The sequence below is a fragment of the Carboxylicivirga agarovorans genome (assembly GCF_050589845.1).
Lineage (GTDB): Bacteria > Bacteroidota > Bacteroidia > Bacteroidales > Marinilabiliaceae > Carboxylicivirga > Carboxylicivirga agarovorans.
In genome coordinates this window covers 205,562-217,618 of the sequence record NZ_JBNGPA010000006.1, presented here as the reverse complement: position 1 = coordinate 217,618, position 12,057 = coordinate 205,562, and the positions used below count along the sequence as shown (strand labels likewise).

Below are 12,057 nucleotides of genomic sequence, written 5' to 3'. Positions count from 1 at the left end.
CAAGCAATTATAAAATAACAATTCACTACTTTTAGATACTTTTAACCGAAGCTGTTGTGCAACATAGTATAAGCATGACTTCGGTCAATTTTTGAGGTTCATTAATCCAATACTTTTGCTGTAAATATCACGGTTGTTAATCAGCCTGATAATTGATAACCCATGTGTCAGCAAACAGGAACCACTAAAATGGATCAACAAAAGGTGCACGCCATCTTTTTCAGTCCGGCCCGCTCTACCAAAAAGATAGTAGAGGCCATTGCCGGAGGTATACCAGGAGAACTGGTAATTCATGATATAACACAAGGTATTTATAAGCCCATTGAGCTATCATCAAGTGATATAGCTGTTGTGGGAGTACCTGCTTTCTCGGGCAGTGTACCTGCTTTGGCGGCTCAGTATATATCACAGATCAAAGGTAATGGGGCCAAGACCATTATAGCTTGTGCCTATGGTAACTGCCATTACGAAAATACACTCAGTGAATTAAGTAATATTTGTGTTGAGGCAGGATTTATACCCATTAGTTCAGGGGCATTTGTATCGCGTCATTCCATGTTTCCTGAGCTGGGCAAAGGACGGCCGGATGCACGGGACCTGGATAATGCCTGTCAGTTCGGCAAGAAGAGTATAATGCATTCGCGCATTATGAACGGTGGCGAATTTAAAACACAAGATGACATGTCAAATCGCCCCCAGGGTGTTGTACCACTTGTAGCTAAGGCTGGTGCCGACTGTAATTTTTGTGGGCGTTGTGTTCAGGCTTGTCCCGTCAGTGCCATTGATGCACGCAATCCAAAAAAGACGGATAAAAAAGCCTGTATCTCCTGCACCCGTTGTATTGATGTATGTCCATACGGAGCGCGTAAATTCAGCGGCCTGATGTATATGATTACAAAAAAGCGCCTGATCGATAAAAATAAAGACAGGAAAGAGATCGAGATTAATATTCCCTTATAAATAGGTTAGGCTTACTTTTAAGGCAACCCTTTTGATGCAGAACGTTCATTAACGTAAGGTCAATGGGAAGAGTCATAAAGGTTTAAATACATAATCCGTTTTCAGGCATATTAATTCTCCACCTTATAAAAAATCAATGGATGATTATAAACGATAGTCTATGATCATCCATTGAGTTAATGTACTGACTGTTTGCATACAAATTTGTTTACTTCAGCTTATTATCTAAAAATTGGATGATTCGCTGTTCAATAGGCATTTTGTCTCCTGTATCCGATAAACTCACAGCACCAGAAGGGTAAAAATGCCCAAATCCAGATACCCAGTTAAAGTTTGTTTCCACACCTATAGCTTTCAGTTCTTGCATAAAAGGGGGCATTAGCGCTTTTACAACAGGATAATCATTTTCACTTATAAAAATCAGGATCGGTGGATGCTTATCTGATTGAGGGAGTAATTTTTCCATTTTAAAAACAGCTGGAAAACCGGAGTTGGTAAATACTGCACTTACCTCTTCCTGCAAGGCGTATGCAACGTTTATTGATATCACACCACCTGCCGAAAAGCCTCCCAAGGCAATCTTATCCGGATCAATATTATATATTTCATGCTCTGTTTTGATATGCCTGATCGCCTTTCTTAAATCTTCCGTAGCAGCCAGAACAGCGGTTTTCAATACCTTTTCTGCATTCTCATCCGTTAAGTTATCCAAACCCATTTGTTGTCTGATGGTGTTGGTCTGATCAATGGCCATTTGCGATTTAAAGATGTCAGCATCAAGATCATCTTCTGAAAACCCTTCATAGTTATCAAGCACAGGATTATCCGGGGCTACGCGATAATTAATTGTGAATACAACGTAACCTTCAGCAGCCAGGCGCATGGCATATTGGCTCATGGTTGTTGTTTGTCCGCCAAAACCGGCATAAGGAATACGCGGATTACCTCTGTGAAAGCTTCCGCCATAACTTAGGATGACTGCCGGGCGGTTATTATTGTTGTTGGTCGGGTAATAAACATCCATGTTCAAATCTTTACTGCCAATCTTATTGTCAGACATAATTTTACCTTCTCCATACTTTACATCAGGTGTCACTGTGTATTGAACTATTTCTGGTATTTCAGGATTGTAATATGAATTCTGTGACTGTACAACCAATGTGAACATTGATATTAATACGATAGCTAAATATTTACCTGCTCTTTTCATGACTCATAGTTTTAAGTATTACAATTGATTTAATTCGTTTACAAAAGCAAAACTACCGGGTAAGAGCCAACTTCATTATCCGTAAAATGTCAAGTGCTTATTCAAAAAAGGCAAGTTCATTTTGTACCGCTATTTTCAAACGTGTATTTTTAAGGGAAAATCACATCATCAGAAATGAATAACGAGCAAATTATCTTACCCCTTAAAGAAGGTAGCATCCTTAATTACATAGAAATTCTCATGAAGCACCTGGGTGGTGAACATGTGAATAAGCGTTATGTGAACAGGCAGGGAGGTAATCAAATACAGTTGTCATATTACTCAATAATGGAGGATTTTGAATTAGTTGTTACGCAATCGTCAACGCTTAAATCGCTGGTGATTGATCGCAAAGCAGATGAGCGAAGGGATTATTACCATTTTAATATTGTTAAAGAAGGCCAGGTTATTCAAGAATACAATAGTGAGCAAAAATATATGGATGCTGATACGCCCAGGGGAATTTTTATTTATAATGGCTTGTTCCCTTTAAAAACGGTTTTTCCGGCCAGGGCAACTTTCCGTTCCATTGCTTTTAAAGTGTCTAAACCTGCCTTGCGAAAACTATTTCCGGAAGCTGTTGATATCATTGAATCACAATTTTCTGAAGACGAAGCGAAGGGATACCATATGCATATCTCTGCAGATATGGATCGTTTGATCAAGGATATATTTAATTGTGAAGAGAAAAGCTTTGCCCGTATTCCCCTAATGAATGCCAAAGGACTTGAACTCTTTGTTGTATTGATCACATCTGTCAGGCAACTGTCCATCAATAATGAGCTACATGGCTTACACCTCGATGATTACAAGCGACTATTGATTATAAAAGATGAACTTATTAAAAGTGTTGAAGGAAGAATTAGTCTTGAATCTATTGCGGAGCAGCATGCCATTAGTGTTTCTAAATTACAAAGGGACTTTAAAACCTTGTATAACTGTTCTGTTTACCAGTTCTTTACACATGTAAAGATGGATGAGGCATACCGCAGGTTAAACAGCGGTGCTTATTCAGTAATGGAAGTTGGTTATGATCTTGGGTATAGCAGTATCCCCCAATTTTCGCAGATGTTCAAGAAGATTAAGGGGATAAGCCCCAAAGAGGCCATGCCTCAGTGATGATAGTCTGTAATTGATGCCAGGAACAGAAGCTTATACTTTATTCGTCATATTCCTCATAAGTAAAAGTACCCGAGTAATTCACGGTAATGGTGTTGTTGCTGGTGATGATATTGTCATCATCATCAATATCATCGGCTTTGACCGACATGTTTACGGTGTAATTATGGATACCATCCTGTGTAATATTCACAGTACCTGATGTAACGACAAAGAAATGCTTACGTTCCCAGGTTTCAATATTAAAATCAACCACGACATAAGCAGAAAAGCTATTTAATGTCCTTGCCGGATCACCGTCAAAGGTATAAGTCCCTTCAACAATTTCTTTTCCCGCTGTAATGATGGTGAGGCCAAGGCCTTCACCGGTACCGGTTCCCCGTTCCATATCAAAACTGGCCGAAACGATAGTCAGTTCATATTGATGACCTTCATTCAAAGGATCAAGACCTTCGTAAGTGATGGTTGCCTGCGAAAGTTCATAAGCGGTGCCATTTACAATCAGTGCTTTGTTATCAGGAACCGGCTGCTTATCAGAGTCATCTTTTGAACAGGACAAAACCATTACAACACTCAAAAATACGAATGTATATAATTGAAAAGCTTTCATGACAGTAAATTCTGTGAATATGCTATGACAGTAAAATTGTATTTCAAAAAAAGGGCAGATCATTAGTAACTGCACATACAAAGGTAGCATGTAATTCAGGTCTTGTCAATGGGTTAAGATATATGATATACAGTGTATTAAGGGGTGGTTGAGGTACTTCCGCCAACAAGGCGGAAGACGGAGTTCTGGCGGGATATACTCAACGTTTTAGCTTCATCTGGCACACGGAACTGTAAAAAAGAAGCTTGTACCTTTGCCCACCTCACTTTCGCACCAGATGGCACCATTATTTTTCAATATAAATTCATGGCAAAGGATCAGCCCGAGGCCGGTGCCTTTCTCACCCGATGTACCTGTGGTCTTGTATTTCACATCAATTCGAAAGAGCTTATCCATATTTTCGGCCGCAATTCCCACTCCCTGGTCCTTTACTTCTACCTCAAGAAATTGACCTTCCTGCCTTAAACTGACAAGGACTTCATTACCTGGTTCGGTAAATTTTAAGGCATTATTAATCAGATTGCGCAAGACGGTATTAATCATCTGACTATCTGCATATGCCTTACATACCTCTTTTAGATCGGCATTGAGATGAACACATTTTTTCTCTGCCGCAACACCATGCAAATTGATATTCTCCTGTATTAATGTAGCAAGCTCAAACTGACCTGGAGAGTATTCTATGCGTCCGCTTTGTGATTTTGACCAGGTAAGCAGGTTTTCAAGGAGGTTATATATCAGCTCGGCCGATTGGTGTATGCGTTTTAAGGCAAGCAGTTTGTCTTCTTCATCAAGTTCGACGTAGTTATCATCAATAGCCTGGCTTAATGAGTAGAGGCTGGCAAACGGATTTTTCAGGTCATGTGCCATTATTGAGAAAAACTTATCCTTGGTGGCATTTAATTCATCCAATTCTTCCTTTTGTCTCCTCATTTGATCTTCCGATTCCTTACGCTCGGTAATGTGACGAGACACGATGGTAATGCCCGTCAGTTCACCCCAGTTATTACGGCGGGGGCTGATCTTTGCATTGTACCAGTACATATTGTTGTGGTTCACACAATAATCAAATTCATGAATCAGATTGCTTTTTTGAAGTTCTGTAAAGGCTGTTTTTAGCTCTGTGATTACTTTCGAAGGAAATCCTACATCCTTGTAGTGTTTGTTTAAATAGAACTCCGGATTATTATAGAGAGGATCGGTGTTTCCCGGATTATAGAACTCCCGAAATATTCCGTCACGATCAAGAACAAATACCAGGTCGTTAAGTGAAGATATCGTTGATTTCAACTTTGCTTCACTTTCTTCAATGCGCTCTTTTTGTAAGGCTATTTCAGCTGTTCGCTCACGAATACCAGCTTCAAGAATGTGTTTTTCACGCTTCAGATTCCGCTCTCTTAACCAAATGACACTCATTACGATCATAAAACCCAGTAGAATATATGCACCATAGGCATAGCCGCTCAGCCACCAGGGAGGAGCAATGTTTATTGTAAGCCTCGTGGGTTCTTCATTCCATATGCCATCGTTATTTGTTCCTTTAACCAGGAAGCTGTAATAGCCACTTGGCAGATTGGTGAAGTGAACAAAGTTTTGGTTACCTACCTCTACCCATTCATCTCTAAGGCCTTCCATTTTATAGGCATACCTGTTTTTATTGGGCTCGGTGTAATCAAGTGCCGCGTATTTAATGGTAAATGAATAGTCTTTATAAGACAGTTCAAGCTTATCGGTATAAACGTTAAGGTTTTGTTTTTGTCCTGAGCGTTCTTTAACAAACGAGGTAATAACAACAGGAGGTATATAGGTGTTTTCTTGCAGTGAGTCGGGATGAAAAGCAATCAGGCCATCCATGCCTCCAAAATAAATCTCGCCGTTATCCGCTTGATGAACAGCCTTTAAATTGAACTCAACACCTTGTAGCCCGTCACTTATTGAGAAGGTTTTGAATTCTTTATTGAGCGTATTATACCTTGCTAATCCGTTACCTGTCGAAAACCAAAGGTCTTGATTTTTGTCTTCAACGATATCATATACAATGTTACTGGGTAAACCATCCTTCAGGGAATAATAGGAGAATGTGCTGTCACTCTTATTAAATTGATTGATACCGCTGCTGGTGCCTATCCATATATGTCCTTTACTGTCTTCGCACAATGAAATAGTAAAATTATCACACAGTGAATTGCTTTGTTCCCTGGAGTGTCTGTAATGGCGCATTTGTTCATCAGGTAGAAAGAAACAGTCTAATCCATCCATAGTGGCGATCCAGATACAAGTATCTTTATCCTCCAGAATTGAATAAACCAGGTTGCTGCTGATCCGATAAGGTTCCGCGGCATCAGATCTTAAATAGAAGCTTTCCTTATTGTCCGGGTCAAAACTGAGGATACCATTGCCGGTACCGATCCAGATATCTCCATTTGATATTTCAGTGATGCAATACACCCTGTTATTGTCAAAAAAGTCAGTATCATCCAGCAAAAAATAACTGCTAAAAGGAATAAATCGTTGTTGCTGTTTGCTATATAAACTAACGCCATTGCGTGTACCCAGCCAAAGGCGTGACCGGCTGTCTTCGAACAATACATGCACATGGTTATTGGGAATGTGCAACTTGCCTTCTGATTCATAGGTGTAATGAATAATTTCACCTGTGCGGTCATTGTAAACATTCAATCCTTTTCCCCAATTTCCGATCCACAGACGGTTATTATCATCTATGTAGACTGATGCGATAATGTTATCAAGAAGGTTCAGAGAATTGGTATCTTCCGTTTTCTTATAGCTCCTGAATTTCTTTGTTTTCAGATCGGTACGGTCAAGGCCTGCAATCGTACCGATCCACAGGTTGCGGGAACGATCCTCAAGCAATGAATAAACAATATCATGGCCAATGAAATTATTGTAACTCAAGCCACTTCTAAATAAAGTCAGTTCAAAATTCCCGGCGTCCCAACTCCAATCCAGGCGGTTAAGGCCTCCTTGCTGGGTGCCTATCCAGTAGGTGCCATTGCTATCCTGAAGTATGGATAGGATATAATTACTGCTAAGGGTATTCAAGGAGGTGGTCTCATCTTCGAACCTGGTAAAACCATTGCCGTAGTTGTTATAAAAATTGAGTCCGTTTTCGGTTCCGATAAGAATGTTACCGACCAGGTCTTCGTAGAGGGCTGTAATGTGATTGTTGGAGATGGAGTGTTCATTGGCCACATCATTTCGATGAAGCACAAACATTTCCTTCTCCTGGTCAAATTCAGCTAATCCATCAGCTGAACCCAGCCAGATATGACCATCACTGCTTTTTAAGACTGGAAATCCAATATCATGGAGGGCTCCGTCGTAAGTCTGACTGTAGCGGAAGCTTTCTAAACTGTCAGTTCTGTAATTATACCTCGAGAGGACAGGAGGTGTGTTGATATAAATATAGGTGTCATCAGTGCAGAGTCCATACACAAAATTATCGGGCACAATGGTGTCATCGATTTTATGAGGTATAACAGTAAACGCTCCTGTTTTTTTATCGTAACGATTCAGGCCCTCCTTGGTGCCCAGCCAGAGGTTGCCCAGGCTGTCTTCGGCCATATCAAATATCCAGTTATTGGATATGGACTTACTGTCTGTCGGATCGTAAAAGAAGTTTTCAAAACTATAGCCGTCAAATTTATTAAGACCATTTTGTGTACCAAACCATATGTATCCTTCCATGTCCTGGTGAATGCACTTGATCTCGCTTTGCGTTATGCCATCGTTTACCCCATAGTGTTTAAAAGTCAGTTGCTGCGCCATACTTTCGGTAGCATTCCACAGGAGGAAGTAACAAAAGAGGAACAATATATTGACTCGACAATTCATAGAGCTTTTTCTGGTGACGCTATAGCTTATGTAATTTACGCTTTTTTTCCGGGCATATAAAGACCTTATTTGGATACATTTCGAATAACAACAGATAAAGAAGGGTCATACAGCAAAGGGGGATATGGTAGTAGTTGACCATTGATTAAGCTAATTGGATTGGCAGATCATGAATCACTTCCTTCAGGATTTATACTCAACTACCCCTTTTGACCATGCAAAAGGGGTAGTATGAATAATTGAGACCACTACTATGTTTGTTAGCTTTTTGATCTGATCACAATTTCCTGATCAATGCACTATGTTACATAGCCTGTTTGTAAATGCCTATGACATCCTTAACAGTACCCTGAACAGGATTGGTGGCACTGCAGGCATCGTTGAGGGCATTTGCAGCCAATATTCCAAAATCGGCTTCTCTTACCCCTAATTGCTTTAGTCCGGATGCTATAGTACTATTGCAGCATCACCAAGTGGAGTGAATGAAGTGTAGGTCCGGGATTCAATATATACAATGGTACAATTTAATAGGTACGGTACATGCCACTAATGCCGAGTGCAATAAGAAATTAAACATAGTCTTATTGCATTCGGCATACTTGTATTTTTTCGCTGGAAGCTACCTTAAGTGATATATTCACTTAAATGGAGCAAGATATAGCTGACTTAAACTTCTAGCAGGGATTCGTCGTAATGTGACACTTTTTCTGACTTATATAGTTGTCCAATACACTTTTCACATACAGCTCTTCCTTTAGCAGCACATAAAAGGCGTGTATTTTCTTCATCTTCACAAATAAAAAGTGGAGTATCTGATTTTTCAGGGAAATGCATGCATCCGCATAAGGAGGTGGATTCAACTTTACATGTGCCATTTTCGTCTTTCCACGAGTTAAAAAGGTGTAATTCCTGATTGTCCTTCTGCTCCAGTAGTGTATACAGCTTTTTGTTTTTCATAAGTTCTCAAATTATATACGTTATACCAGTTAATAGCAGATTTGGAAAAACGTAACACATTATTTCTATACCGTTATAAACAAATACTGCCTAAAGTGCAGTGGCACAGGTGTGAAAAAATTACAAAAAAACGCCTGGTGCGTACTAGTAGGATATAATGTGGTACTGAAATTCATGAAACAGGTATGTCAAAAAGAGGCTAAAATTGCCGCCAGTAATCAGCATTAAATGCCTTTTTTTCAAACTCTGACTGTACAGTTTCTGGGTAGGATTTAAAGAAGTTGAATCCGGTCATTTTTTCAAGGTAGTCAATGGTTACCGTGTATTTGAAAATATCCTTTTCTATATAGTCTTCTTTCTTGTCATGATGAGGGAAATAAAACACGGCCACATGCGGAAAATCTGCGCCATTATCCATCACCACAACTTTATAAAAGAAATCAGGGACATAAATGGAGTTATTGCCACCAACTTTACCCGGTTCTTTGTCCTTACTGATTATTCCTCCCGAGTACACCCACACCTCATGCCCTGAGGCAACAATATCATCCTGTACCCACCTTTCAGCTTTGAACCAGACGCCGCCACTGCCATTGAGTCCATAGTGCAGTTGAGGTGCGATATTAGACATGTAGTTACCCTCAAAGATGGTTAACTCATCATCGGTATCTGACGCATTATGATCCAGACTGGCATATTTGCCATCACCATCTCTGTCGCCACCAAGCACCTTATAGGGGCAGTAGTGACCGCGCGCATAATTAAAGGCACTGAATAAGCCGTCATACTCTTTATCATTAACCGCATTATCAACATCAGGGTCGGTTCTGAATGTCTTAAAACGCGACTTGCGCGCAGGAGTATTTAAATAGTCGGGAATGATATGGTATACAGCGTAGTTAGGTATCCTGAACTTACTGTTGTAACTGTTGACATAGGCTGTACGCACCAGTACTTTATTGTTGTCGGGCTGACCCCACTTCATGTGTTCATTATAATGTGCTTTCTCTTTGCTGTTTAGTTCATTGATCGTTTTTTGTGCGATCGCTGCATTGGAAAAAAGGAGTACCAATAACAGCAGGTAATTGTTGATGTGTTTTCCCGGCATATTTAATTATTTATGATCCGGTCAATATATGTTATAGAATTTTCAATGACAATTATTCAATCCTCTTTTATCCGGTCAATGTGTTTTAATAACTGGCTTAGAGGACGAAAAAAAATAAGATATGATGAAGGTTTACCTGCAAAACTAACGAATAGGATTACAGAATATATTCTTAATACGTGCTTTCAGGTATTTCCATACTGATTTCATTTAACTATATTGTATAAACTCATTTAGTTTGTATAGATCAGTTGATCTGGTATTTGTTCATTTAAATTGATATTATGCCTATTTACATGGATAGACATGACTTGCCTGGTGTTACAGCCAAAGATGTAGCCAAAGCACATCAGGAGGATTTGAAAATACAAGATCAGTATGGGTGCCGCGCAATTACCTATTGGTTTGATGAAGAGAGGCAGACAGCTTTCTGTTTAATTGAAGCTCCCGATAAGGGGGCTGTTAAAGCAATGCATGAGCATGCCCATGGATTAATTCCACATCAGATCATTGAAGTCAACAACCAAGTGGTGGAATCATTTCTGGGACGGATTGAAGATCGTCATGTTGAGGATCAGAAAGAACCTTTTATTGAAAATGAGTCTGCTTTCAGAAGTATATTGGCCACTAACATCAAATACTCAAAAGGTAAACATCAGTGTTTGAATAAACAAGAGTTCATTTTGAGTCAACGGCGGCATCATGCAATTGTGAGTAAGATGATTGAGAGGTATAAGGGAAGAATCGCAGAATATAACGAACAATGTACATTGTGTTCTTTTGTTTCCGCTTCACAAGCGTTTACATGTGCGATTGAAATAAGAAACAGCTTTGTAGGTAATAACCGTCAAAATGACAAGCCAGTGTCGGTTCAATTAGGCATTTGTGCAGGTAGTCCTATCGCGCAAAGTGGTGATTTTTTTGGTAATACCATACAGCAGGCAAGGAACATGTGTTATATGTCTGAACGAAACCAGATAACCATGTCTTCGGGAGTAGCCGATCATTGTCGTAAGAATAATATAAGCAGTTTTGAAAAAGAAAACGTGGTAATTCTTAAGCGATCAGAAGAAAGTTTTATTGAGCAATTGTTTCATACAATGGAAAAATCCTGTAAAAAAGAAGGATTTAAACTCGATAAGCTGGCAACTGAATTAGGGGTTAGTAAATCTCAGCTTTATCGTAAAATAGTGGCATTGATGCACTTGTCTCCTAACGACTTTATAAAGGAATACAGACTGAGTAAAGCTCTTAAAATGATGGAAAAACAAGAGTGTAGTATTTCGGAAATTGCCTATGAGACAGGTTTTAGCAGCCCTTCCTATTTTTCAAAATGCTTTAAAGAACGATTTGGTATTCTTCCATCATTATTTATCAATGCTTGTGAAAGTGGCGAGGAATAACAACCAGTATTCAACCATTATGACCTAAAATTACCAGTCTTTGAATTGAAATTAGTAATTCCGTCCTTATGTTCTGCCATAACTTCGCAGAAACAAGAGCAAATGGCATGAAAGCTTTAACAGATCCATTAAATCTCATGAAAGGAAACAAAGTCTTTGCGAAGGACGAAGACATTTTTACCTGGCAAGAGAATGCTGGAGTATTCGTTGTACTAATGTAATGACAGATAGTTTTTTGGAAGTAAATATATAAAGTCAAAACTGACAGAGTCAGGTACAGAGAGGAGGACATAGTTTTAATATTCAGGAATTTATTTGGTAATTTTTAAATTCAGTAATTATGAAAATAGCAAAAGAAGATGTGCCGGTGAAGATTAATACACCTGCTGCAATAGCGCGACAACAAACAGGTTTTGGTGATTCGACAGGTTATGGAGAGATCAGTGGTGAATACTTTTCCCTGTCAGCCGGAACAGATATTTCGCCTCTCCTTCAGGGATTAAAACAAAACATGTGTCAGACTCCTCATTGGGGATATGTGCTTAAGGGCGAGATAACAGTTTTGTTTTCAGATAATACAAAAGAAACTGTTACAACAGGGGATCTGTTTTATTGGCCTCCGGGTCACACGGTGATAGCAGGGAAAGACTCCGATTTTGTAATGTTCAGTCCACAAGAGGAGCACTGTGAAGTTATTGATCATATCCTTGGAAAAATGGCTGTGTCTTAACAAGTGATCGTCTTAATCACAGAATTGTAAAGTGCCGGATGAAGACCGCCTCCGGTATTTTTTATA

General features: G+C 39.4%; 10 protein-coding genes. 4 read left to right on the top strand and 6 right to left on the bottom strand.

The annotated features are described in order from the left end of the window. The first annotated feature begins 162 nt into the window (after nucleotides 1-162). Nucleotides 163-960 carry a flavodoxin family protein gene (locus ACRD69_RS09270; RefSeq protein ID WP_430814795.1) on the top strand — a complete coding sequence of 266 codons (798 nt, stop codon included), beginning with the start codon at nucleotides 163-165 and terminating at the stop codon, nucleotides 958-960. A gap of 208 nt (nucleotides 961-1,168) precedes the next feature. Here ACRD69_RS09270 and ACRD69_RS09265 read toward each other — a convergent pair whose 3' ends face one another. Then, nucleotides 1,169-2,170: an alpha/beta hydrolase gene (locus ACRD69_RS09265; protein WP_430814794.1), complete on the bottom strand. Its 1,002-nt coding sequence runs from the start codon at nucleotides 2,168-2,170 to the stop codon at nucleotides 1,169-1,171. A gap of 174 nt (nucleotides 2,171-2,344) precedes the next feature. Here ACRD69_RS09265 and ACRD69_RS09260 point away from each other — a divergent pair, with 174 nt between their 5' ends. Continuing rightward, nucleotides 2,345-3,328: a helix-turn-helix domain-containing protein gene (locus ACRD69_RS09260; RefSeq protein WP_430814793.1), complete on the top strand. Its 984-nt coding sequence runs from the start codon at nucleotides 2,345-2,347 to the stop codon at nucleotides 3,326-3,328. A 40-nt stretch (nucleotides 3,329-3,368) separates the two neighbouring features. Here the strand turns inward: ACRD69_RS09260 and ACRD69_RS09255 are convergent, their stop codons facing one another. The 5 genes from ACRD69_RS09255 to ACRD69_RS09240 form a co-directional block, all read right to left on the bottom strand. Then, a complete protein-coding gene (locus ACRD69_RS09255; protein ID WP_430814792.1) occupies nucleotides 3,369-3,938 on the bottom strand; it encodes a hypothetical protein in 570 nt (189 codons plus the stop codon). 213 nt (nucleotides 3,939-4,151) lie between these two features. After that, entirely contained in the window at nucleotides 4,152-7,793 is a 3,642-nt protein-coding gene (locus tag ACRD69_RS09250) for a sensor histidine kinase (protein ID WP_430814791.1), read from the bottom strand. A gap of 304 nt (nucleotides 7,794-8,097) precedes the next feature. After that, nucleotides 8,098-8,244: a hypothetical protein gene (locus ACRD69_RS25305; protein WP_489685668.1), complete on the bottom strand. Its 147-nt coding sequence runs from the start codon at nucleotides 8,242-8,244 to the stop codon at nucleotides 8,098-8,100. Between the two features lie 215 nt (nucleotides 8,245-8,459). Beyond that, nucleotides 8,460-8,750, bottom strand: a complete 291-nt coding sequence (locus ACRD69_RS09245) for a hypothetical protein (protein WP_430814790.1) — start codon at nucleotides 8,748-8,750, stop codon at nucleotides 8,460-8,462. 199 nt (nucleotides 8,751-8,949) lie between these two features. Then, complete coding sequence (locus ACRD69_RS09240; protein ID WP_430814789.1) at nucleotides 8,950-9,858, bottom strand: DNA/RNA non-specific endonuclease; 909 nt, start codon at nucleotides 9,856-9,858, stop codon at nucleotides 8,950-8,952. A gap of 284 nt (nucleotides 9,859-10,142) precedes the next feature. Between ACRD69_RS09240 and ACRD69_RS09235 the strand changes: the two genes are divergently transcribed. Continuing rightward, nucleotides 10,143-11,261, top strand: a complete 1,119-nt coding sequence (locus tag ACRD69_RS09235; RefSeq protein ID WP_430814788.1) for a nickel-binding protein — start codon at nucleotides 10,143-10,145, stop codon at nucleotides 11,259-11,261. Nucleotides 11,262-11,601: 340 nt separating this feature from the next. After that, nucleotides 11,602-11,991: a hypothetical protein gene (locus ACRD69_RS09230; protein ID WP_430814787.1), complete on the top strand. Its 390-nt coding sequence runs from the start codon at nucleotides 11,602-11,604 to the stop codon at nucleotides 11,989-11,991. Nucleotides 11,992-12,057: the final 66 nt, after the last annotated feature.

What these genes read in the sequence shown, in the direction of transcription:
- ACRD69_RS09270 (WP_430814795.1), top strand. Translation starts at nt 163, where the DNA reads ATGTGTCAGCAAACAGGAACCACTAAAATGGATCAACAAAAGGTGCAC.
- ACRD69_RS09265 (WP_430814794.1), bottom strand. Translation starts at nt 2,170, where the DNA reads ATGAAAAGAGCAGGTAAATATTTAGCTATCGTATTAATATCAATGTTC.
- ACRD69_RS09260 (WP_430814793.1), top strand. Translation starts at nt 2,345, where the DNA reads ATGAATAACGAGCAAATTATCTTACCCCTTAAAGAAGGTAGCATCCTT.
- ACRD69_RS09255 (WP_430814792.1), bottom strand. Translation starts at nt 3,938, where the DNA reads ATGAAAGCTTTTCAATTATATACATTCGTATTTTTGAGTGTTGTAATG.
- ACRD69_RS09250 (WP_430814791.1), bottom strand. Translation starts at nt 7,793, where the DNA reads ATGAATTGTCGAGTCAATATATTGTTCCTCTTTTGTTACTTCCTCCTG.
- ACRD69_RS09245 (WP_430814790.1), bottom strand. Translation starts at nt 8,750, where the DNA reads ATGAAAAACAAAAAGCTGTATACACTACTGGAGCAGAAGGACAATCAG.
- ACRD69_RS09240 (WP_430814789.1), bottom strand. Translation starts at nt 9,858, where the DNA reads ATGCCGGGAAAACACATCAACAATTACCTGCTGTTATTGGTACTCCTT.
- ACRD69_RS09235 (WP_430814788.1), top strand. Translation starts at nt 10,143, where the DNA reads ATGCCTATTTACATGGATAGACATGACTTGCCTGGTGTTACAGCCAAA.
- ACRD69_RS09230 (WP_430814787.1), top strand. Translation starts at nt 11,602, where the DNA reads ATGAAAATAGCAAAAGAAGATGTGCCGGTGAAGATTAATACACCTGCT.